The sequence below is a fragment of the Bacteriovorax sp. HI3 genome, from assembly GCF_059738875.1.
In genome coordinates this window covers 474473-498831 of record NZ_AP026946.1, presented here as the reverse complement: position 1 = coordinate 498831, position 24359 = coordinate 474473, and the positions used below count along the sequence as shown (strand labels likewise).

19 protein-coding genes are annotated in these 24359 nt (G+C 40.7%); 6 read left to right on the top strand and 13 right to left on the bottom strand.

From position 1 onward, the window contains the following. Positions 1-8 precede the first annotated feature (8 nt). Entirely contained in the window at positions 9-368 is a 360-nt protein-coding gene (locus AC6JA8_RS02355; RefSeq protein ID WP_497975599.1) for a hypothetical protein, read from the top strand. 35 nt (positions 369-403) lie between these two features. Here the strand turns inward: AC6JA8_RS02355 and metK are convergent, their stop codons facing one another. From metK to AC6JA8_RS02340, 3 genes are all read right to left on the bottom strand, one after another. Continuing rightward, on the bottom strand, positions 404-1558 hold the full coding sequence (metK, locus tag AC6JA8_RS02350) for a methionine adenosyltransferase (protein WP_497975598.1): 1155 nt from the start codon (positions 1556-1558) through the stop codon (positions 404-406). A gap of 100 nt (positions 1559-1658) precedes the next feature. Beyond that, positions 1659-3350 (bottom strand): hypothetical protein, encoded by a 1692-nt coding sequence (locus tag AC6JA8_RS02345; protein WP_497975597.1) that lies wholly within the window; start codon positions 3348-3350, stop codon positions 1659-1661. A 2-nt stretch (positions 3351-3352) separates the two neighbouring features. Continuing rightward, positions 3353-4801 (bottom strand): UDP-N-acetylmuramate--L-alanine ligase, encoded by a 1449-nt coding sequence (locus AC6JA8_RS02340; protein WP_497975596.1) that lies wholly within the window; start codon positions 4799-4801, stop codon positions 3353-3355. Positions 4802-4908: 107 nt separating this feature from the next. Here AC6JA8_RS02340 and AC6JA8_RS02335 point away from each other — a divergent pair, with 107 nt between their 5' ends. From AC6JA8_RS02335 to AC6JA8_RS02320, 4 genes are all read left to right on the top strand, one after another. Next, positions 4909-6519 (top strand): hypothetical protein, encoded by a 1611-nt coding sequence (locus AC6JA8_RS02335; RefSeq protein WP_497975595.1) that lies wholly within the window; start codon positions 4909-4911, stop codon positions 6517-6519. 1 nt (position 6520) lies between these two features. Further along, positions 6521-9001: a hypothetical protein gene (locus AC6JA8_RS02330; protein WP_497975594.1), complete on the top strand. Its 2481-nt coding sequence runs from the start codon at positions 6521-6523 to the stop codon at positions 8999-9001. A 15-nt stretch (positions 9002-9016) separates the two neighbouring features. Further along, on the top strand, positions 9017-9673 hold the full coding sequence (locus AC6JA8_RS02325; protein WP_497975593.1) for a hypothetical protein: 657 nt from the start codon (positions 9017-9019) through the stop codon (positions 9671-9673). A 103-nt stretch (positions 9674-9776) separates the two neighbouring features. Continuing rightward, positions 9777-10316, top strand: a complete 540-nt coding sequence (locus AC6JA8_RS02320; RefSeq protein WP_497975592.1) for a hypothetical protein — start codon at positions 9777-9779, stop codon at positions 10314-10316. A gap of 35 nt (positions 10317-10351) precedes the next feature. Here the strand turns inward: AC6JA8_RS02320 and AC6JA8_RS02315 are convergent, their stop codons facing one another. The 8 genes from AC6JA8_RS02315 to AC6JA8_RS02280 form a co-directional block, all read right to left on the bottom strand. Continuing rightward, positions 10352-11041, bottom strand: coding sequence for an SIMPL domain-containing protein (locus AC6JA8_RS02315; RefSeq protein WP_497975591.1), 690 nt, complete (start codon positions 11039-11041; stop codon positions 10352-10354). Continuing rightward, on the bottom strand, positions 11041-11952 hold the full coding sequence (locus tag AC6JA8_RS02310; protein WP_497975590.1) for a serine hydrolase: 912 nt from the start codon (positions 11950-11952) through the stop codon (positions 11041-11043). The genes AC6JA8_RS02315 and AC6JA8_RS02310 overlap by 1 nt, the downstream gene beginning before the upstream one ends. A gap of 103 nt (positions 11953-12055) precedes the next feature. Further along, positions 12056-12418 carry a VOC family protein gene (locus AC6JA8_RS02305; protein ID WP_497975589.1) on the bottom strand — a complete coding sequence of 121 codons (363 nt, stop codon included), beginning with the start codon at positions 12416-12418 and terminating at the stop codon, positions 12056-12058. A gap of 1 nt (position 12419) precedes the next feature. After that, positions 12420-12965 (bottom strand): hypothetical protein, encoded by a 546-nt coding sequence (locus AC6JA8_RS02300; RefSeq protein WP_497975588.1) that lies wholly within the window; start codon positions 12963-12965, stop codon positions 12420-12422. A gap of 55 nt (positions 12966-13020) precedes the next feature. Then, a complete protein-coding gene (gene ppdK / locus AC6JA8_RS02295; RefSeq protein ID WP_497975587.1) occupies positions 13021-15687 on the bottom strand; it encodes a pyruvate, phosphate dikinase in 2667 nt (888 codons plus the stop codon). A gap of 46 nt (positions 15688-15733) precedes the next feature. Next, the gene (locus AC6JA8_RS02290) at positions 15734-17032 is read right to left on the bottom strand and encodes a glycine--tRNA ligase (RefSeq protein ID WP_102245435.1); all 1299 of its coding nucleotides are present in this window, start codon (positions 17030-17032) and stop codon (positions 15734-15736) included. A 135-nt stretch (positions 17033-17167) separates the two neighbouring features. Further along, complete coding sequence (locus AC6JA8_RS02285; RefSeq protein WP_497975586.1) at positions 17168-18640, bottom strand: hypothetical protein; 1473 nt, start codon at positions 18638-18640, stop codon at positions 17168-17170. Continuing rightward, complete coding sequence (locus tag AC6JA8_RS02280) at positions 18631-20295, bottom strand: carbamoyltransferase family protein (RefSeq protein ID WP_497975585.1); 1665 nt, start codon at positions 20293-20295, stop codon at positions 18631-18633. Before AC6JA8_RS02280 ends, AC6JA8_RS02285 begins: the two co-directional genes overlap by 10 nt. A 58-nt stretch (positions 20296-20353) precedes the next feature. On the opposite strand from AC6JA8_RS02280, the gene AC6JA8_RS02275 reads away from it, so the two are divergent. Beyond that, on the top strand, positions 20354-21817 hold the full coding sequence (locus AC6JA8_RS02275; RefSeq protein WP_497975584.1) for a B12-binding domain-containing radical SAM protein: 1464 nt from the start codon (positions 20354-20356) through the stop codon (positions 21815-21817). On the opposite strand, the gene AC6JA8_RS02270 is transcribed toward AC6JA8_RS02275, so the two are convergent. Then, positions 21814-23529, bottom strand: coding sequence for an ABC transporter ATP-binding protein (locus tag AC6JA8_RS02270; protein ID WP_497975583.1), 1716 nt, complete (start codon positions 23527-23529; stop codon positions 21814-21816). The two genes, AC6JA8_RS02275 and AC6JA8_RS02270, sit on opposite strands and share 4 nt — an antisense overlap. A gap of 23 nt (positions 23530-23552) precedes the next feature. Further along, entirely contained in the window at positions 23553-24344 is a 792-nt protein-coding gene (recO, locus tag AC6JA8_RS02265; protein ID WP_102242246.1) for a DNA repair protein RecO, read from the bottom strand. Positions 24345-24359: the final 15 nt, after the last annotated feature.

The window sequence follows — 24359 nt, the reverse complement described above, 5'->3', positions numbered from 1 at the left end:
GAGTCTTTATGAAATTTCTTCTTCTCCTTTCTCTGTTTTTTTCTTTTAATGTCTTTGCTTCGGGGTGCATGCCTGATGATGTCCAACTCGTAAGTGAAGAGATCGTCACAGGTCTTGGCAGCTTTGAAGCCTATGGACGTTGTGAGGACGGTAAATGCGGCCTTTCTGTTTCCAACTCGGTAAAAAATGAATGGCACTACCTGCACCAAATAAGCGGTCAGCCCAATGCCATTGCCCAAAAGACAATTGAATTAAAAATTTACGACCAATATTTTGTTAGTTCGTGTTCGGAAACTCACCGCTACATTCTCGGTGTCGACATTGATGGCAAACGCTTTAGAGAAGAAAAAGACTTAGATTATTTATAGGCAAAAAAAAAGGCCCTCTTCCGAGGGCCTTTTTTTTAGAAGTGTGATTTTAGTTCGTCTAGACGGTCTAGTTTTTCCCATGGGAAAATATCGCGTCCAAAGTGACCGTAAGCAGCTGTCTGAGAATAGATCGGTCTTAGAAGATCTAGTCTTTGGATGATAGCTTTTGGTCTCATATCAAACATTTCGTTGATAACTGCGTTTAGCTTAGTCATATCAACTTTTTCTGTTCCGAATGTATCAACTAGGAAAGAAACTGGCTTAGCAACACCAATTGCGTATGCAACTTGAACTAGAGCTCTTTCAGCAAGACCAGCAGCAACGATGTGCTTCGCTACGTGGCGAGCAGCGTATGCAGCTGAACGGTCTACTTTTGAAGGGTCTTTACCAGAGAAAGCTCCACCACCGTGAGCTCCGTGTCCACCGTAAGTATCTACGATGATTTTTCTTCCTGTAAGACCACAGTCTCCCATTGGTCCACCAATAACGAAACGACCTGTTGGGTTAATGAAGATTTTAGTGTTGTTATCGATTAGGTTAGCTGGAACAACTTTGTTGATAACTTCAGCTCTGATTCCTTCTTCGATTTGTTTTAGAGTCATTTCTTCAGCGTGCTGAGTAGAAACAACGATAGCATCTAGACGAGCTACTTTTCCATTCACGTACTGAGCAGAAACTTGAGTCTTACCATCAGCGCGAAGAAGTGGAAGAGTTCCATTCTTTCTAACTTCAGAAAGTTTACGAGCTAGGTTGTGAGATAGATCGATTGTAAGTGGCATGAAGCTAGCTGTTTCGTTAACTGCGTAACCAAACATTAAACCTTGGTCCCCTGCACCTTGTTCAAGGTATGTCCCTTCGTTTTCGTTAACACCTTGAGCGATATCTTGAGACTGCTTTCCAAGAGCAACAGTCACACCACAAGTGTGAGCGTCAAACCCTTTTCTTGAATCATCGTATCCGATGTTCGCAACAGTGCTTCTTACGATTTTTTGGAAATCAACGTTAGCGTTTGTTGTCACTTCACCTGCTAGAACAACTAGACCAGTAGTGATTAGTGTTTCACACGCAACACGTGATTTTGGGTCTTGAGCTAGCATTGCATCCAATACCGCATCAGAGATTTGGTCAGCGATTTTATCCGGGTGACCTTCAGTAACAGACTCAGATGTAAAGATGTAATCTTTTAACATAAACGTTTCTCCGCAAATTACAGGTAAATAAATTCTACCTAAATAAATAATACTCTAGTGTATTTCGTGGGAATATACACCCACTAATGGCCTTGAGCAACTATTTTACAGGAGCAAAATAACGAAATTGATTGGGGTTACGGTAGTAATAAACCTGTTTAGGGTTACTAAAGTCGACCACATACGGCCTTCCTTGGATTTCCACTACCAAATAGGTCTTTTTCTTATCGGCCACCGTGAAGTCATACAGGAATTTATAGCGGTCCTGTTTGAAGAGTTCCGCGAGCTTTTTAGTATTGCGGGTAAGTCTACCTGGCACTTCCCCTAGAGGTTTATAACCTTCCCATAAGGAGTCCATTTCAATACGCCCGTACATGCTCATACGAGAAAAATAACGAAGGGCCGGAAAGCTTTTGCGAGGGCTATTCAAAAGCTCAAGAGCAATGCGCACATTTTCTCTTCTTAAGAACTGGCCCACTTTAGTCATATCAGGACAGTAAATATGAAGGTTTCCCGGAATATAAAAATAAGTAAACGAAAACTCCCCTTCCTTGAAAAGAACGTTGAGCCATTTGTTGTCCTTGGTCTTCATGTCTTTTGGGAGGTAATCAAAAATGGAATCAGCTGAACTGATTTCACTATAAATCGGATGAGAGAAACGATTAATCACAACTTGGGCCACATCTCTTCTTTCCAAAGCATCCGGGGCATCAATGCGCCCAACCTCTGCATAGAGAATCGTTTCAATTGCGTATAGGTATTGAAAGAGCTCTGATTTTTTTGACCAGTATGTGTAGGCTTCAGCTTCCTTCTTTAAAACAAATTCTTTTAAATTATATAAAGAGCGGGCCCTATCCTCTAAAATTGTAGCGATATCTGCTGCGCTTACTGCTCCATCAGATTTAATCTTTTTTCCATCGGCCAGGTCTTGATAAAAAGTTAAACTGCGCTCTGTCCTTGAGGCCCATTCATCATAACGAGATACCAGCGTTTCCTTACCTAAATCCAGTAGTATTTTAAAATTAGTCAGAACATATTTAAAATCTGCTCTTTCATTATCAGTTAAAAATGTGCGGCTTTTGTCTTTATTGAGAGAAAGATAAAGTGTATCAAAACCGGCACGGATAACAGAATCATTGCGAGTCAGGTTTTCATCGTAAGAGCCATCCTGAACAATACGGCGGTAAAGATAAATAGAGTTCGCTTTTGCCCTGGCTTCTTTCGTATTCATTCCTTTAAATTTTTCGTATTCTGCACGAAGCCCCAAATGATCCAGAGGAAATTTAAAACTCTGCAAGTAAGGAGCTGCATTTTTAAGATTTTCAACTTCCTTCATCATTTGAGCGAACTGCTTTTGAGCACGTTCTTCAATATCTTTTTTCTGGTCGTTAGTTTTAGCAAAAAAGAAATCTTTCTTGGCTTCTTGTAAAACCTGAACCTCGTTTTCGATTCGTTTTAAAATCTGTAGCACTTCTTCAAAACTTGGAGTCTTTTTAATCAACTCTGACTGCGTTTTAATCCAGGCGATTTTTTCTTTGATTAGAGGGAGGTTTGCTTTAACCGTTTTTTGATCTACTTTTTGATCAAACGCTACAGGGATAAAGTTCCCGTCACCACGGTACTTCACATCCAGGTCTTTATAGGTCTGTTCAGTGGCCAGTCCACAAGTTGTCTCAGCATACTCTTTTTGGATTTTTAAGTACTCTGTCAGTACAGCTTGGTCGAGTTTGCTCTTCGCCCATAATTCCTGGGACGCAAACAAGAGCGAAATGATGTGAATAAAAAAATACATTCTTATTTAGAAAGATTTTTAACGAAGTCAGACTCCCAAAGGCCCAGACAAGTTCCGTTACTTAAAATAAGAACGACATTTTGTGGCCCGGTGATTTTTTCAATCTCAGTCATCAATTCATCAAGAGTCCCGACCACACTTCCTGGCCTTCCCGATTTCTTAACTTCTTCAACGATTTTATAAATGTCCAGGTCACCAACGTTTTTAACACTTGTTGGTCTTGTTGGTTTAGTGAAAATAACCGAAGCCGCTCGTCTTAGAGATTCTTCAAACTCTTTCTGGAAAATAGCACTTCTTGCTGTTGCCGAATTCGGCTCCATAATAACGTGAATATTTTTTCCAGGGTATTTGGTGATAATTCCATCAAGAGTTAATTCAACTGCACGCGGGTGGTGAGCAAAGTCATCGATCACAAGGGCGCCTTTATAGACTCCGCGAACTTCCTGACGACGCTTAACCATCTGCAGATCTTTGATGGCGTTGGCAATTTCTTCTTTAGAGAACCCTTCCGTTAAGGCATAAATAATGACAGCAGAAAGGTTTAAGACATTATGCTTTCCAATCAAGTTTGTCTGGAAAGTGTATTCTTCTTTATTGAGTTTTAACTGAAATGTTGTCCCTGAAGGATCGGCCGATAGAATTTTCGGTCCAACTTCAGAATTCTCTCCATACTTCATCCAACGAGTCTTATCTCCGTTGCTAAATTCGCTGAAGAGTTCATTGGCCGCCACATAATCAGATGTGATGATAAACTTTTTTTCGATATGAGGAATAGCAGCTCTAAATTGATCTTTGATTTCTTCAACTGAGTTAAAGATATCAGCGTGGTCAAATTCAAGAGAAGTTAAAATCAGGTTATCAAGAGAGTAAGACCTAAACTTAGAGATCTTTTCAAAATAAGCTGAATCGTATTCATCTGATTCAATGAAGAAGTATTTCCCACTCCCTAGCTTTGAAGAAGGACGTCCTTCCATTACACCACCGATTAAATAACCAGGAAGTGCATTTAGGTTTTCAAAAACCTGTGTCGCTAGATAAGTCGTCGTCGTTTTACCGTGAGTTCCGGCAATCCCGATAACGTTCACATCACTTAAAACCAGTGCACCGATTGCTGTCGGGAAAGATGAAAACTTCACACCAAGCTCTTCAATCATGCGAGCATCAGGTCCGCCGTTTGGAACAACGTTCCCCACTACGATCAGGTCAAATGACTTTAAAAATTCTTGAGTGATTTTATCAAGCTTGTGTAATGGGATACCAGTCGACTCAAGATAAGTGCTCATCGGTGGATAAAAATTAATATCCCCGCCTTCAACGTCATATCCTTTTTCTTTTAACAAACAAGCGGCAGCTCCCATTCCGGTTCCGCACACTCTGTAAAAAAACACTCGCTTAATATCTTTTTGCAGCTTTCTTAAAGCACTATAGTCAAGTTTGTTTGCTAAATTCATGAGTTTTCCTGTCAGGTATAAGTGAATTCTACCTGTATCTTAACATATTTAACCCTAAAACATAAGCCAAATGTTACCGAAGAAACACTGAGGTGTTGGAGACTCTTATGAAAAATTTAATATCATTATTCGTACTAAGCATACTGCTTATTCAAGCGGGATGTTCAAGCTTTACTGAGCGCTCACCTGCTCAAGTTGATAGTGAATATTTTCAAAATGCCTTTTCATTTTCTGCGACAGTAAAAGGAAAAACGAATCATAAAGAAACTATTGAAAAAGTTATTTCAGAAAATATCAGCCTGGGAGCTTATAACAAAAACGATGTTCCTCGTTCTGAATTCGTTGCCAGCAAGTCTCTCCCAAAAGGTGAAGCTTTTCACCTTGAATTAGATATTGACCCAAAAACGTCTCAACTCGTTTATAGAATCTATCATGCACCAGGAGCGCTACAAGACGATGTGGCCAGCTATGCACTCATGGATTTTTTTAGCAAGATTCTGGACTCCGGCAAACTAGATACGAGACAAGCTATTTTTGAAATGTATTACAACGCCAGACAGGGCGATCCTATTGCAATAGATAATTTTTTAAAACTGCGCGACTCCGAACAGCACTACATTCACGGGATCGACAACGCTGTTTTCAATAGTGATGAGTATCAAAAGGCCAGCAAAGATATAAAAAATCAAAGAAGTAAAATCGCTTCTGAAATCAAAGCACTTAAAGCTCAAAGGGCCAAAGATAAGGCCAAAAGAAAAAGCATCTTAGACGCTTTAGATAAAGCACCAGAAGCAAAACAATTCAGAACTCTTATTGCCAAAAATGACCGCGCGGGAGCCGCTTCCATCTTAAAGAAGTATCTTCCTTGGGAAGAGATGGCCCCTTTTGAAAAAAACTTCTGGGAAACCTATTTAGAGGTTATTGAAAAACCAGTTCCTCTTGAACAAAGAGTTTTAATCTATCGTGGACTTGATGGAGACTATATCCATCGTGCTGTGGTCAAAGGAAAAGAGCTAACGGAAAAAGAGGCCATTATTCAGAATAAAGCCTTCATTATGTCATCAGGCATGGTCAAAAACCAAGGATCATGGAACAGAAGACTTCGTTCACTTGAATCAATGAATGATAAGTTTATTGCGACAACTTCAGACGGCAGCAATGAATTTGCCCAGGTTGCTAGAATCAGTACAATTTTTAAGCGTCACTCAGAAAACCCAAAAGGAAGTCCGTTTCTTTCCTACACACCAAATTTTGATATTGCAGATAACTTTGGCGGAGAAAAGGTTTCTGCTTATCTGTTAGACCCAAGACTTTTAAATTTTAATTATGCTTCTAGTTTTGACAATGAAATTGAGTATCTTGTTCCGTTGAATACTTTTCCTGATGAACTTGTAGGTATTGCAGACATCGATCTTCTACCAGAGGATAAGAAGTATGCACGCCTGGAGTACCTGGATAATCAATTAGAAAAGCTTATCGCCAGTGAATTCGGTGAAGCTAAGAAAAAAGAAGTTCTGCTTAAAATCAAAAAGAACACTTACGATTTCTTTAAAGGTGAATACGATGGCATGGTTGCTGTTCCGGGGAAAAGCCCCGCTGCTTCTAACCTGGCCTTTTATAAAAAATTTTTAACGAAAGGTGACCCGAAGCCGCCCATCTCTCCTAAAGGAGAGATGAACTGCAAGGACCTCATCGAACTTTTCTGGATGGCGAACTGATATGAAATTTACATCACTACTTCTGATTCTCTCTCTCTTCATCACCAGCTGCTCGAGCGTGCAGTTTGGAAAACCAGGTATGGCAACTCCGTCTGTTGAGCGTCTGCCTGCTTCAAGTGTTGAAGAAATTGCTTATTACTTATCTGTGGATAAATTCAAATACTATTTGAATGAGTACTCAGTCGCGCAGGAAGGAAAAATCCCTGAGCCAATCATTAAATATCTTCGCAGTCTGGATGTTCAAGACATCATGAAAATGAACCTGGACACAGACGCCCTTAAGGATGCGAACAATTACGATAAAATCATCTGGGATCTGCTAAAAGATGAGAAGCTTACTGATGGTGTGACACAAACTCAGTTAAAGTGGGGCTACAACTTTTTTAAGACAAAACTTAACGAGGCTTTCAATTTAGCTCCTAGTAAGCTGGATATTGCCCTGACTATGCCAAGCACGAGCACTGATATCAACACGGGAACCGTGCTCAATCCGGAAATCCTGGCACCAGAAGATATGACTCTGGATTCAGGACATTATATTTCAAACAGAACAACGCGAGCTATCTTCTGGGAAGCTAACGAGAACAACCGCCCTATCGAATTTCACCTTGGAGATAGCCGCGAGTTTTTAAAGGAACTAAAAGATAAAAATGGCGAGCTTCTTTATGAAGTAAAACCTTTTGCTAAAAACTATAATAAGATTTACATCATCCAATACCCGGGTGAAAAAACTTACCGCTATGCTATTACAAACATCGGTGGACAAGACCGTCTAGACCACTTATCTCACCAGATCTCTCTTTCTAATTTCTCTGGTGGAAAATTAAACAGTAAGGTTATCGTTAAAGGCGATATTAAAAAATTCCACGCGGCCAAAGCTGAAGAACATGCTCTTCAACTTCGCCTACTTCCAAAAGCAGACCGTGTTATCATCGGACAAAAAGAATCTATCGATGGAAAGTTCAACATCTTCTGGAAAATGGGAGCACTGAAGAACTACTACCAAAAAAACCGCGCTGCATTTGAAAATAAACTCGAATCTCTTGGAACAAAAGAGCGTGAAAAGTTCTTTATGATGATGAACAGTGTTGGTGGACACGAGGCAATCTTCAAAGACAAAAAAATCATCGAAGATGCCTATGCCCTATTTGAGCCGGAATTTACCAAAGATCCTTCATTGCTTCCAGGTAAGTTTAAACTTTATAACTATGACAACTTTACCATTGAAATGTGTGACTACGTTTTTGAAGGAAACGATGGAAAACCAGTTCGCTGGCGTGTTGTTTCTAACGTTTGGGGAGATGAAGTTATTCCTATCGCCCAGGCCCTAAAAAATACCGGCCACACCAATGTAACATACATGGGAACAGCTGGTGCTTTTGCCAATAAAGAATATAAAGTTGGAGACCTGGTTTCTCCGGCCAAAGTAAGAGATGGTGAAGCCGCTCTACAGATGATGTCTCAGCCAATGAAAATCGAAGGCGCAAAATACGGTGGTACAGTAGAACACGTAGGCTCTCCTTTTGAAGAAAGCCATGCGTGGCTGGCAAAAGCTCAAGCGCGTTCTGAGTTTGTTGAAGTTGAAACGTCTTACCTGAGAAGAATTTTTAACGGTCCAAAAGACAACTTAGAAATCTTTCTTCTGATCTCTGATATCTTAGGAAGTGAAACTGAAACTCTTGCTCATGCCACTAGCTCGAAGAGGAAGAATTCACAAAACAAACTTCTGGCAAAACTTTTTGAAAGAGATTCGAAAGGAATCCCAGCAGCAACAAAGTACACTCCTCCAACACAATTGGAAGGAATTAAAAATTTAGTTTTAAGAACACTGGAAAAGAAAACTCCGGCCTTCCGCTACTACGCTTACTCTAGCTTAAAAGGAAACAAGAACCTGACTCAACAGGAGATCCTGGCCTTTGCTGAGAAAAAAGCTTCTTTCACTGACAGCTTCCTTCTTGATCGCCTGGTCAAAATTGGTGAAGTCATTCATGAGATGAAAAAGAGTTACCCTGAAGCGGGAGAATTCGAAGTGGCCTTCTCAAAGTCACTTGTTGAAGGAACATGGAACCCTAAAGAAGATAAATTGGCCGTGACTTTTAAAGCGAAAAGCCCACAAAGTGAAAAAGTGATGAAAGAAGCACTAAAAGAAAATCAGGCCTTCTTAGATAAGATGAAAGCGTTTGCAGTCATCGACGTTAAAACGGCCATTGATGATCCAAACATGGTCTGGCTAAAAGTGCCGGAAAAAACAGATCCGGATTTCCTGGTGAAGATTTATTCACTTTCAGGATTTAAGAATGCAGGTCTTTATAAGAACGTCACTTACAACGGTAACGTAACACTAGATTTTCTTCCTACAAGCCAGACGGAAAACGCTCTGGAAGCTTTCTATCAAGGTAAAGGAGCTGTCCCCGCAGTTAAAGGCCTTGATGTTGGCGGAACTTGTATGGAAGCGATGTCGAGGTTAATGAAGATCTTATAGTTTTCGGGGAGCTCTATGTTTTCCTACGGCCGCACGGCTTTATTATTGTGTGCCCTGGTTGTAAGTTGTGACAACAATGTCACTATCTCAACCCAATCATCAAAATATTTGATGAAGGCACACGTGTCTGAGCTGACGGCCCAGGACGCCCTTCCACAAGAAGTGCGTACACTGCTTAAACGTGAATCCTTAACTAATAAAAAGCCAGTGAAATTTCCTCTCGCATACTACCTGATTCAGGAAGAAGACACCAAGATGTTGTACTCTTCTGATTTTGAAATAAAGATCACCACCCAGCTTTTCCTTGTGGTGAGTGGAACAAAATATTACAAACTTTTTGTCCATCCAGACCTGGAAGGCAGTTACTCTTTTTTAAGAAACGCCTACAGATATATTGGTCCTGATCAAACTGAGTTTATGGCCACTCCGACTACGGGAGAAAGAACCATGGCCGTTTGGAATCGATCGCATACAGGCAAAATACCTTTCATCGTAAAAACAGAAATCGATGAGCGCACAATCAATGTGGGTAGCACCCGCGTGCCGGCCAGTTTATCGCAAACCGTTCTTCCTGACTCTATTCAAATGATCTTTCACCGTCCCATAAGAGGAACTAAGGAGCGTATTGAAGGTCAGCAAATCACTAAAATCCCTTCCTATAATAATCATTAAGCCAGCCAAATTCTGTAATTTTTACAGCTAAAACCACCTTTTTCCCCTTTTTTTCTAAGCCTCCCTATAATGCCGGCACAAACAAAACTTATGAGGAGTCTTTATGAAGGCATTCGTTCTTGGTCTATTAGTTCTTGCCCTATCAAACAATGTATTTGCAGACACTGAAACACGCACATATAAAAAAGTTAGTGCGACAGAAGCAACAGTTACTATCAAGACAGAAGAAACAGATGGAACTCAAGCTGCTGGTTATGTTGATGCTCAAGAAAATGAAAAATTCATCAACGAACTTTTAAAAGACCCAACTTCTCCACTTTATAAAATCGCAAAAGAAATTGAAAACGATATGTGTGATGCAGAAAGCACGCCTGATAATTCTTGGATTGATGGATGTGGTGAAGTCACAATCACAAAAGAAGTAAGAACATCTTTTGGTAGAGGTGGTTGGGCCTCTGCTGGTGCCGGTTATACATTCTTCATCGGTTTCACAAGCGATGGAACAGGAAGATTCTTTGATGTTTCTTATATGGTAACAATCGGTGAATCAGCTGACGCTCAGACTGACGATAATGGCGAATACAATGGAATCGTGCTTAAAACTCTTTCGCTGGCAGAAATCAAAAAACTAGAAAATAACTAAAATAAAAAGGGGCCTTTAAGGCCCCTTTTTTGTTTTTAATCTAAGTAAAAAATCACCTGACTTACAACCCTCACCTTTTTCTTTAGCGACGAATCGGCATCGTAATCATTAATCGGCGATCCAATTGAAAAAAGCCCTTGAGACGCATTTTTAATGTCTCCTACCTTTGCACCAGCGTTGGCCGCAAAACTCTGAGCTGCCGCTCTGGCGTTTTTAGTCGCTTCTTCCAGCATCTGAGGTTTGATATCATTTAAGGCCGTAAAGTAATAACTCACACGGCTTCCGGAAAGAGCAACACCTTTGCTTAAAAGCTCGTCGGTCTTCTGGCTGGCGGCAACCAGCTTATCAATTTTTGTACTCGTCACTACAAATCCACCACGGGCCACAAAACGCGCGCCTTTTCTCTCACCGTACTCTTGCGCTTCTTTATCTGTGATATTTCCAGCGTCTTTAATAATTTCTTCTTTTGTAAAACCCTCAGCTTCTAAAAAAGCTAACGTTGTCTTTTGAGTGTCGCTAATCTTCTTATTGAGATCACTCATGTTGTCTGAAGCCACGTTATAAGTCAGTGACCATCTCGCCTCGTTGGCATCTACCACGCGTTCTGAAAGCCCTTTAACTTCCACCACACGGTCTAGTTTCTTAAATTGAATAATTCCGTTACCGATAAAAAATCCGCCTAAAGCAACTCCAAATGCAACAACTAAACTCGACACTGAATTCATTAAATCCTCCAGATAGCTTCACCAAGTGTTTTTCTAAGATGGGTTAATCCCGATCGTTCATACCAATAAGTTTGAGTGGCATTAGTCAGAATAACTGAACCTTTTTGCTGTTCAAGATCTATCCAGAACGATGTTCCGGTAAATCCTAAATGCCCGAAGGTTTTTGTCGTAGCTCCTTTTCCTGCCAGCGTATTTTCCGGGTCCATGACGTGGTCAAAACCCAGGATAAAGCGGTCTTCATTTTTGTGTGACTTGAAAGCCTCTGTTAACTGGTCGTTAAGTTTTACCGTCTTATTCCAATTAAGGAGTGAACGGCACAGGCCTCCGACAGTCGCAAATAAGCCAGCGTGAGAAATAAACTCACCAATGTTGTAGCAATTATTATCATGAACTTCTCCACTCACTACATGCTTGTTTCGGATTCCATACTCTGGTGAAAAGGCCCCATCTGGAAGCTCTTTCCAGTGAAGCATTTCAGGATCAAAGTAATACGAACATAAATCCTTTAATTTTTTACCCGACTTCTTTTCAATCTCCAGCATACAGCGAAGAGATGAGTAATCAGAGTATAAAGTCGGAGACAATTTAATATCGTAGGCCAGGAGCTCTTCTCTCCATGTATCTTTCGAGAGAAGCCCTCCGCTTGGCAGACCCGCAATGTGATTTAATAGAAGCGAATTCTTTTCATCAAAAAGTCCTGGCTCCTTTAACCTCACCGCTGAATTCGTCAAAGGCTTAGTTAAACTTGCCAGGTCAAAATATAAGTAAGGCTTTGGCGATACAACATTCGTGGCAGCGATCTCAAAGCTTTCAAATGAGTTATTCTTAAAGTCAATCACGCCAACAGCAAGTGAATCGAAGTGCTGCTGATCTAAAAGTTCAAGGCCTAAATTTACTAATTCGTTTTTCATACTCTCGTCTATCTTAATGGGGATTTTAAAAACCGGCACGGTGAAAATGGGAGAAACGGCAGGAAGTGTATCCACTTTGCGGACACCCTGCCGTTTAAAAAGATTACTTCATCAACTTTAAAATGTTTCCGTCAACATCTTCAAACACCAGCATATGCCCCCAAGGCTGCTTGTTTTCGCTTAGGATTTTTCCGCCGTATTTTTCAATGCGTGCACGGTCCTCTTCGATATTGTCTGAAGAAAGCGTCAGCGTTCCTCCATTTTCCTGCCCGTGGCTATCGCGTACAGTTTTTGGAACATCCTGGCCTTCATTCCAATGAAGCCCTAAGCACAGGTTACCAACAACCATGCTCGTCCAATACTCGTCTCCTGTTTCAACAAACATCTGTAATGCTTCTTGATAGAAGGTCACGGCTTTTTTCATGTCTTTAACATTGTAATAAATGTCTTTGTACCCTGTGATCATATTATTTATCCATTTTAAAAACTTGTTCCATGACTTTTTGGGCCACTTCAAAAGTGTCGCTGACTACGAAGATTTTACTTTCTCTATAAGCAATGACTTTGTTTACTGATTTAGGTTTCGGCATTTTCTTCGAAAGCATTCCTCTGGTTTTTGCAGAGAATTTATCCGGGTCTATTTGCGAGTGGTACACTAAAGTCACCAACCCTTCTTTACTGAACATTTGCGGCATATTTCCTTTGCTCACGATATAAATCGGAGCTGAAATGAATTCACCATTTCTTTGAGAAATAAGTTGCCCATTTTTTTTGAAGTAACTAATCACGTTCTTATTCAGGTAAAGTGCATACTCACTTTCAGCATTTTCTTTTGTCAGGTCAGTGTCTTCAACCGCCATTGTCATCTCATCAGAGATTGCGTTGTCGATAGAAAGTTTCTTTCCTGTCAGCTTTGAAAAAAGCTCTGAACAAGCATTAAACCCTTCACACTTTTCAGCATATGAATTCGCTGAAAGGGCCATAAGCATAAGGGCAAGAATCACTCTCTTCATTCATCCTCCATAAAACGCAAAAAGGCCCGCACGAGGCGAGCCTTTTAAATACTTACTATTTTGTGTTCTTGATTGCTGCTTGTGCAGCGGCCAGACGAGCGATTGGAACACGGTAAGGTGAACAAGAAACGTAATCAAGTCCAATCTTGTGACAGAACTCAATTGATTTCGGCTCTCCACCATGCTCTCCACAAATACCAAAGTGCATATCAGGGTTTGTTTTTCTTCCTTCAGTTACGGCGTGTTTCATTAAGAAACCTACACCTTCTTGATCGATTGAAACAAACGGATCTGTTGGTACGAGTGTCTTATTAACGTACTCAGGAAGGAACTTACCTGCGTCGTCACGAGACAGACCAAACGTCGTCTGAGTTAGGTCGTTTGTACCAAACGAGAAGAACTCAGCATGCTTAGCAATTTGTCCACCCATGATCGCGGCCCTTGGAAGTTCGATCATTGTTCCAACTTTGTACTTAACTTTCTTTCCTTTTTCTTTAAATACTCGCTCAACTTCATTGATAGCGTCTTCTTTAAGGATTGTTAATTCACCTTCAACGGCCACAAGAGGAATCATGATCTCAGGAAGAACAGTCATTCCTTTTTCTGTACAGATCACTGCTGCTTCAGCAATGGCCTGAACTTGCATGCGGTAAATTTCCGGGAATGTAATCCCTAAACGGCATCCTCTGTGTCCTAGCATCGGGTTGAACTCATGAAGCTGCTCGCCTCTGTGTTCAATCGTCTTCATATCAAGACCAAGACTGTCAGCAAGTTCTTTTTTCTCCTCAGTTGTGTGAGGCAGGAACTCGTGAAGAGGTGGATCTAGTAAACGGATGTTAACCGGAAGACCATTAAGGGCAGAGAAAATTCCAACAAAGTCTTCTCTTTGGAAAGGAAGAATTTTTGCCAGCGCTTTTTTTCTATCTTCAAGTGTGTTGGCGAAAATCATCTCGCGAACAGCAAGGATTCTGTCTTTTTCAAAGAACATGTGCTCTGTACGGCATAGACCAATCCCTTCGGCTCCGAACTTCACTGCTACTTTTGAATCTTCAGGAGTGTCAGCATTTGTTCTTACACCAAGTTTTCTGAATTCATCAGACCATTGCATGAAAGTGGCGAAGTCAGCTGTAATCGCAGCATCAATCGTTGGCACGATTCCTTCGATAACTTCCCCTGTTCCACCATCGATTGTCAGTGAATCGCCTTCTTTGTAGCGTTTCCCGTCAACTGTTAATGTACCAGCAGCGTAATCGATCATAAGAGCTGAACATCCTGCTACACATGGCTTCCCCATTCCGCGGGCAACTACCGCCGCGTGAGAAGTCATCCCTCCACGTGCCGTCAGAATCCCTTGAGAAGCAACCATACCTGCGATGTCTTCTGGAGATGTTTCCTGGCGAACCAGGATAACTTTTTTCCCTTCTTCTGCAAGCGTGTGAGCGCGCTCAGAAGAAAAAGCAATAATACCAGCTCCAGCACCTGGAGACGCTGGAAGACCTTTAGCGATCATTTTCTTAGTAGCTTTCGGGTCCAGACGAGGGTGAAGAAGTTGGTTTAGGTCTTCAGCGTTTACACGAAGAAGAGCCTCTTGTTTTGTTAAGATTCCTTCGCTTACAAGATCAACGGCAATCTTGATTCCAGCAGCTGCTGTTCTCTTTCCGTTTCTTGTCTGAAGGATATAAAGTTTTTTGTTTTCAATTGTAAACTCGATGTCCTGCATGTCTTTGTAGTGACCTTCAAGTTTTTTGTAAACTTCAGTTAGTTCAGCAAATGCTTTTGGCATAGCTTCTTCTAAAGTTTTGAAGTTTTTGTTCGAGTCGTTTTTAGAGAAATTGTTAATCGGCTGAGGAGTTCTGATCCCTGCTACAACGTCTTCACCTTGAGCATTGATTAGGTACTCACCGAAGAACTTTGCTTCTCCAGTCGATGGGTCGCGAGTAAAGCACACCCCAGTAGCACAGTCATCTCCCATGTTACCAAATACCATTGATTGAACGTTTACAGCTGTTCCCCAGTTATGTGGGATATCGTAAATCTCGCGGTACTTAACAGCTCTTGGATTTCCCCAAGAGTTAAATACTGCAGCGACAGCTAACCATAATTGCTCCATTGGATCAGTTGGGAAAGACTCCCCTGATTCTTCAAGGATGATTTTTTTGAAAACTGTAACAAGCTCTTTTAGATCCCCCGCTGAAAGCTGAGTATCATCGTGAACTCCACGAGCTTCTTTTAAATCTTCCATCGTCGCTTCAAGAAGCGAGATATTGAAATCCATAACAACGTTGGCATACATCTGAATGAAACGTCTGTAAGAGTCCCATGCAAATCTTTCGTTGTTTGTTAGTTTGGCTAAACCTAAAACCGATTGATCGTTAAGACCAAGGTTTAAAACTGTGTCCATCATCCCTGGCATTGAAGCGCGGGCCCCTGAACGAACAGAGAAAAGAAGTGGATTGGCATTGTCACCGAATTTTTTACCAGTAAGTTTTTCAACTTCTGCAATGGCCTTCAACACCTGAGCTTTTACGTCCTGGTTGATTGCCTTGTTATTTTTTTCATAGTCCAGACAGGCTTCCGTCGTAACTGTGAATCCTGGAGGAACGGCAAGTTTTAAAGAACACATCTCGGCAAGGTTGGCACCTTTTCCTCCAAGAAGATCCTTCATGTCTTTGTTCCCTTCGGTCTTTTCTGCGCTAAAGAGATACACCCATTGTTTTGTCATACTTTCCCTTGTTGTTAAAAAGGCCTCGATTAATTGAGGCCTTAAACTAAAATTTAAATTTATCTTTTAAATAATTTTGTACGTTAGCAATCGCGATTCTTTCCTGAACCATTGTATCGCGGTCGCGAACTGTAACGGCATGATCGTTTAACGTATCGAAATCCACTGTAATACAGAATGGAGTTCCGATTTCATCCTGACGTCTGTAACGTTTTCCAATTGTACCCGCTACATCGTATTCTGATTTATAAACGCCACCGATATCTTCGAATAGCTTTGTCGAGACTTCTTCCAGCTCTGATTTTTTAGAAAGCGGAAGAATTGCTGTTTTAATTGGAGAAAGTGCTGGGTGGAATTTCATTACTGATCTTTCCTTGTCCGCATCACCTTCGTTTTCTAATCTGTAAGCATCACACATAATCGCTAGTAAACATCTATCCGCACCAACCGAAGTCTCGATTACGTATGGAAGATATTTTTCGTTGTTCACCTGATCAACGTAGTTCATGTTCTTCCCAGAGTATTCCTGGTGTTGTTTTAAGTCGAAGTCAGTACGAGAGTGGATCCCTTCCATCTCTCCCCATCCCATCGGGAATTCGTATTCGATATCTGTAGCAGCGTCAGCGTAGTGAGCAAGTGAGTCTGGTCCGTGTGGTGCCCACTTGATCTTCTCTGCACGCAGACCGTTTTCAAGGTGCCACTTCCAACGGATTTCTTTCCAAGCTTCCATTGACTCTTTTTGTGTTCCTGGTTTTACGAAATATTGCATTTCCATTTGTTCGAACTCGCGAGTTCTGAAAATGAAGTTCCCTGGAGTGATTTCGTTTCTGAATGCTTTACCAATTTGAGCAATACCGAATGGAAGTTTTTTTCTCATTGTTGTTTGAACGTTAAGGAAGTTTACGAAAATCCCTTGAGCCGTTTCTGGTCTTAGGTAAACCATAGAAGACGTATCTTCCATCGCTCCCATTTGAGTTTTGAACATTAAGTTGAATTGACGAACGTCTGTGTATGAATCTTTTGATCCACACTTCGGACATGGTTTAGTCATGTCGATGTTGTCCGCTCTGAATCTTTCTTTACAAACTTTACAGTCTACCATCGGGTCAGAGAAACCATCAACGTGTCCTGAAGCTTTCCAAACTGTCGGGTGCATAAGAATTGAAGCATCAACACCTACGACATCTTGACGAAGAGTCATTGCTTTCCACCAACGGTTCTTTAAGTTATTTTTTAACTCAACTCCGTAAGGACCCATATCCCAACATGAGTTCAATCCACCATAAATTTCTGATGATTGAAAAATAAATCCACGTTGCTTACACAGGGCCACTAAATCACTCATTGATTTTAAATTGCTTTCATTAGACACGGCTAATTCTCCAGGCTGAAATTTCCAAATTTTGACTCTGAAAGATTACTTTTTATTGGGTTTTTTGTAATTAAAATTTTTGCTTTAGTTAATGAAAGCACAGCTTAGTTAGTTCCCAAATGTGCGCGGTGCGATGTTTTGAAGTCTTTGGCTAAGAAAAAGGTCATAGCCAGGGGCAAAAGTATAGCGTTTCATAGATGCAAGTGCTGGCAAAACACATTTTTTAATTATTTTGATATTAGGATCATATTCCCAACTGTCTTGAATGAGCACTATGTCAAAAGGAATCTCCCCATTTGAGCAGGCGTCCTTTAATTGAAAATAAAGGTAAAACTCTAGGCCTTCATGACCCAATACCTCTCCAATTCTCTCATATGAAAGAATACGGAAACGGTTTTCATAATCTACTTTGGGAAGAGATTGGATCAAATCATGCATTGGCTTGTTAATAAGTCCATTATAAGCACGAATTGAAGGGAAATTGACTGAAACACCATCTGCATAATTTGGGCGATCGAACAAGAAGGCCATTAAGCATAATCCAATAATCGCTTTGGAAATCCATCTGTGACCTCTAGTATCGAGCATAAAGGCTAATAGACTCAGCATCAAAACATAAAACATGATTATGTAAGAATCAAGATTTCTAACCGCTAGCAAAGGCACCATCGCTACATAATAAAAAAGCTGATTATCCCTAACTTCTCTCCAGTAATTCTGTCCTTTTTCTTTAAAAGATTTTTGAATGAAAAGCAGCAAAAGAAAAGCATTCATCATGGTAAAATAAGAGTCCAACAAAACACGCCAAAGCGTATAGACTACATACTTTCCATATTGAAAAATATTAAAAACGAAGATGGAAATCAAATTCCATAAACGCTCAAGCGGACCGTAAGATTGAGGATGAGTGTCAGTTGCCAGGCTAATAGAAAGCAGAGGTTTCATCCCTCCAACGTATTGATAAATCAAAAACGCTGCAGCAATTCCTCCCAATGAAAAAATAAAGAAAGATATTATCTTTTGCTTTTTTGTCTTGGGAATCCCCAAAGAAAGCGATAGCGCTAAAGCTGCAGCAAAAGCAAATTCCATTCTAAAAAACCCTAAAACTCCTAAACTAAGAAAAAGAAAAATTCCTCGAGCTCTACCTTCAAAACGATCCGCCATAAGCAGAATCAGAAAATAAAAAGCAATCGCCCAAAAATGCATTTTCCTCGACAAGGTAATATGCAATGAACAAAGTGCTAATGTTGATGTAACAAAAATGTTAGTCGCCAATGAAATATTTCTTTTCCTGTGATAAAGGAAAAAAAGAAGACAGAGGCAAAAGCCCGAGAGAATAAAATTCATATAAAATACGTCATAAAAATTTCTCGAAATCAGAGTAAAAAGCGAAAGAAACCTGACGTGAAGATTATTGGGATATGTTCCTTTTCCAAGTGCCTGCAAAATTGAATGATATTCATCCTGATAAGGGTAATCAGCATACGAAACCATCCAGATTTGAATATAAAAAAGTAGTCCGATAAAAAATAAGATTATTAGACTAGATGCATATTTTTTTAAAAAATCTTTTATTTCCAAAGCAAATAATCCTTAATTACTAGATAATCCATTTCTGTTTTCATAAAACAATCCACGGCATCATCTACTGAAAGCACAATGGGCATTCCATTAATATTAAAGGATGTATTAAGTAGAATCGGGCAATCCGTCAGTTTGTAAAACTCCCTAAGAAGCTCAAAAAATTCCGGATTATATTTTGAAGAAACTGTTTGCACACGGGAGGTTCCATCCTCATGCACAATAGCGGGAGCAAGCTCTTTTGTTATCTCCTTTGCATTTAAAGTTTCAATCATAAAAGGGTAAGAATTTTTATCTGTCTGATAAAAATTCTGCACTTCTCCTTCTGGAAAACTAGGGGCAAAAGGCCTGTAAGGCTCACGGAACTTTACTTTTTCATTGATAATATCTTTCATCTTTTTATCGCGAGGGTCCCCTAAAATACTACGGTTTCCAAGCGAGCGATGACCAAATTCCATCCTTCCCTGCATCCATGCGATGACTTTCCCCTTTGCCAGAAGCTCGGCCACTTCGCTGGTATGGGAGATTTTTTTATAGTTAAGATTTTTAAATGAACTGGTTTTAATCTCCCCGATAGCAGGCCCTAGAAAAAGATGTTCCACCTTTTCCATTTTCACACCAGCTTGCATCTGCACCCACTGAGCAGCTCCAAGAGCTGTCCCATTGTCATCGGCCACTGGAAAAAATGTATAACTTTTAAAAAGTGAACTCTCTGCAATTTTCTGATTCAATAAGCAGTTGAGAAACACTCCACCTGAAGCAGAAAAAGAATCTGAATGAAAAAATGATTTATTCTTTTCTAAAATCCCGAGCACAATAAAGTTCAAATGATCTTGTAGCGAGCGAGCAAAATCCATTCTGTCATTTTCCGTATTCACGTCCGGAAAAAGTTCGTAAAAGGCTTCAGAGAAAAACTGATTTCCTTTTTTATGAATTTCAAAATACTTGAGGTTTAACTCAAAATGATTGTCATTGAAACGATAAAGCTCTTTAAAGCGTTCGTTAAAACGCGCACTCTGCGAATAAGCGGCAAGCCCCATCACTTTAAATTCATCGCTATCTGGAGTAAAACCTAAAAACTGCGTCGCACTCGAATAAAGGACTCCCAATGAATGCGGGAAATGGTCTTCGTAAATTTTTCGTGTATTGGACCCTTTAAATTCAAACAGACTGGTGGAAGCAAACTCCCCCATCCCATCGGCCACCATACAAATGCCATCCTGTCTTTCAGTCTGCACATAGGCCGACACCGCATGGGCAAGGTGGTGATCAATAAATGAGATTTCACCTTTAAACTGATAGCGTTTTCTAATTTCATTTTTAAGGTTAGCGATAAGAAAAAACTTATTAAAGCGCGAACGTTTTTTAGCGCCTTCTCTTTTTTCCAGAAAAAAACGCAGTGATTTTTTGTGTAAACTTTTTAACTGGCCCAGGATAGTTAAGCGCGGAGACCAGCCAATAGCAATGTGATCAATCTCTTCGAAAGAAATGCCAAGTTCTGTGGTCAGGTACTCAATGGATTTTTCGGGAAAAGCGTCGTCGAATTTCTTGCGGGAAAAACGTTCTTCAGAGACCGCTCCTAAGGTCTTGCCATCTTTTACCAATGCGGCAGATGATGAATGTCCCTGATAACAGATAATCCCCAGCGAAATCATGGCGCTCTTTTTCCCTCATTTTTCTCACGTAAAATTAGTTTATGTTATAATGCTTTTTATGAATATAGTTATTATCAACCCGCCGGATAAAAACACCATCGTCGAATTTCCCGACGAAAAAGGCGACAGTTTTTTAGAAGCTGACGACTATGGTTATTTTCCTCCTCTGGGTGCTCTCTATGTTCTGTCATACTTAGAAAAAAACACCACCGGCCACAATCTTCACTTCATCGATTGCGTGGCCGAACAAGTGGATCACAACGCTCTTATTGAAAGATTAAAAATCATTCAACCTGATGTTTTAGGAATGACCAGCTTCACGATTTCTTTAGTCGACATAAAAATGGTCGCAGAAAATGTGAAGGCTCATTTTCCTAATTGCCACATTTGCCTTGGCGGGCACCATGCGATTTCGTATCCAAACGAAGCAGCGGCCATGCCCAATATCGACTCCATTGTCGTGGGCGAAGGTGAAAAGGCCTTTACTGATTTAGTTAATTGCCTGGAAAAGAAAGAATCCATTGAGCACATTCTTGGTGTGTACACTAAAGAATCAATCAAGCGTGCAGAAGAACCCAAAAAAGACAATCGCTTCCTAAACTCTGTGATCGTCAATCCTGCGTATGTCGATGATGTCGACACCATTCCCATTCCCAATCGAAAATTCATTAAACACATCAAATACAGCAGTATCTTGGGCGTGAGTAGCAACCTGGCGACTATTATCAGCAGCCGTGGATGCCCTTACCTCTGCACTTTCTGTAATGTGCCTTATAAAAAATACCGCGCGAGAAGCCCAAAACTTATCGCTGATGAAATCGAAGAGTGCTTAAAGCTTGGTTACGACGAATTCCATTTCTACGACGATCTCTTTAACATCACTCCAAAACGTCTTATTGAAATCTGTGAAGAGTTTGAGCGCAGAGAACTTAAGATCACATGGGATTTTAGAGGACGCGTAAATTCGCTTACTAAAGAGGCCCTGGCCATCGCCAAGAAAAATGGATGCCGCTTAATCTCTTTTGGAGTGGAAACCGGAAGTGATGAAGGACTTAAAGTTTTAAAGAAAGGCTGTAACATCGAAAAAGTCCAGAATGCTTTCCGCTGGTGCCGAGAGCTCGGAATTATTTCTGTGGCCGATTATATGATAGGACTTCCTCATGAAAGATCAGAGGCCGACATCATCAAGAACATTCAGTTCCTGGTCGACTTAGACCCGGACTATGCTCAGTTTAATATTATGACTCTTTATCCACACACTGAAGCCTATGACCAGGCCGTGGCCAAAGGGCTAATTGAAGGCGGAAGATGGCAGAAGTTTGCCATGAACCCGACCAAAGATTTTAAAGTGGATCACTGGGAAGAGTATGTGCCGATGAAGAGGCTGGTAGAGCTGCACAAGTACGCCTACCGCAAGTTTTATTTCAGACCGCGCTACATTTTCAGAAGCGCAGTCAAAACCAAATCGCCTTTTGAATTTATGAGTAAATTCAGAGGGGCCTTAAAAATCCTTCGAACTTAAGCCTTTAAAGAAAGCTCGTAAAGTTTTTTGTACTCACTGTTGTTTGACATCAGTTCGTTATGAGTTCCCTCTTCAACTAAACGCCCGTCTTTTAAAACGAAAATGCGGTCGTAGTCCTGAATCGTTGAAAGCCTGTGAGCAACAGCAATAACTGTTTTATTACCAGCAATAGATTCAAGTGCTCTTTGAACAACTTTCTCTGATTCGTTATCAAGGGCACTGGTCGCTTCATCGAATAAAAGAATGTCAGTGTTCTGCAAGAAAGCACGGGCAATCGTTAAACGCTGCTGTTGTCCGCCTGAGAGTTTGGCACCTCTATCTCCTACAACTGTATTTAGACCTTGAGGAAGTTTATTCACAAACTCTGAAGCGTAAGAAACTTCAAGGGCACGCTGGATTTCTTCATCGCTGAATGTTCCACCGATTGTTAAGTTCTCTCTAATCGTGTCGTGGAAAAGGAAAATATCCTGAGACACTAATCCAAAACGTTTTCTTAATTCTTTAAGTTTAATCTCAGAAAGAGGTCTTCCATCAATCGTGATTGAGCCTTGTGAAAGCGGGTAAAGACCAAGAAGAAGGTTAATCAATGTCGACTTTCCAGAACCCGATAAACCAACAAGAGCGATCTTCTGACCTTTTTTTACTTTGAGAGAAAAATCTTTCAGAACATCAGCTTCACCGTAACCAAACGTCACGTTATTAACTGCGATTTCATCGTTAAACGATTTAATATCGTAAGTCCCTTTATCAACTTCCTCTTCCAGATCAAGAATCTGGTTAATGCGATCTGCAGCTGCTAAACCTTGCCCAAGTTTTACGTTGGCCTGAGAGTATTTTCTGATTGGATCCATTAAAAGGGCAAGAGCTGCTACGAACTGGATAAAATCCCCGACAGTCATCGCACCTGATTTAATTCTGTAGTAAGCAAAAACGATAACCAGAGAAAAGGCAATCGCCCCGATAAGTTCAACAAACGGGTGAGCAATCTCTTCGACTTTCGTCGTCTTCATTTGAAATTTAAAATAATAGTCCTGTGATCTCTCGTAACGTTCCATCACGAATTTTTGCAGGTTAAAAGCTTTGGTCACTTTATGGCTTGAAAGCCCCTCAGCTAAATTGTGAGTTAATTCAGCTCGCCCTTCCTGAACCTGACCTTGATTCGCTTTAATCTTCTTTCCGCTAATCTGGAAAATCATAACAAAAAGCGGACCAACAACTAAAATAACCAGAGTTAATTGCCAGTCACTGTAAATCGCAAGACCAAGGTAAACCAGTGCCTTTACCGGCTCTCTGATAATATCAATCAAAGCTCTAAACGATTGCGCGAAAATCTCAGCGTCGTTAAGAACAGTTGAAAGCATGCGGCCTTGTTTATTTTGGTTGTAAAAACTTGTCGGCAATCTTTGAAGTTTAGCAAAAAGAGTTGATCTCATGTCTGAGTTCATTTTTTCGCCAACGTATCTCATCCAGTAAAAGTGAAAGTATCTTGCCGGGAAGTTAATCACACCCAAAAGCAGTAACAGACCTGAAAGAGTGAGAACTTCCTGAAGTGTCGCTGATCCCGATAGACCGCTATCAAAAATAGGCTTGATAAGTTTTACTTGCGCTCCCGTTAGGGCCGCTAGAACGAATGATAATAAAAAGGCCGCAAGGGCCATAGATTTATATGGCTTAATGTAAGGCCATAGCTGCTGGATAAGTTTTTTAATCATGCCCCAGATTAGCCCATAAGAGGCTAAAATACCATAGGAGCGGTCTTAAAATCTTTCTCTTCAAAATGGAATTGGAAACAAAAATAGTGGAAGAGCATTTTAGGAAGTGATTTGTATTCCAGCTTAAGCCCATGAAGTTCGGAGTATTTTGTGTGGGCGATGTGCCCGACAATTTCCCAAAGCTCGCGCCCTGATTGCACAGAGTAAGACTTCCTCTGATTCATGCAAGGAGGACAAGAGAAGCCCCCTTCTTCTGAAAGCAAGTACATATCATTGAATCCACCCAGCTCAATGCCACACAACGTGCAGTGCTCGCGCTCTGGAAAAACTCCCAAGTGAAGCAAGGTCTTGGTTAAAAAGATGACGGCGTGCGAGTGAATATAAAATGAATTCTCTTTAAGAGACTTTTCCAGGTGCACCAAAGCATTACTTAGCGATGTAAAAAGCCCTACCATCTCCGTGTTTTCTTCATGCACATCATGCAGGTTCTCCGTCGGAGAGATGCGGTTGATCACTTCTAAGAAAAAGCACATCAGGTAAAAAGCACTGTGGTTAGAACGAATCAGATCGTGATGCCAGATCAAGTTCCACTCTTTAGCATGATAAATATCAGAATGATTTTTTGCTTGAGAAAGTTCTACGGAAAGCATGAAACCAAGTTCGATGATCGAAGACTTTTGTTTTTTCCCACCGCCGCGTCCACCGTAAAAGACCACGGAAATTTTTCGTCCTGTCCTAAGCAGAAGATGAGCGATAATGTGGCGTTCATCGTAGGGAATTTTCGAAAGGACCAGCCCTTCAACTTTGGTTTGCATCCTCCCATCTTACCT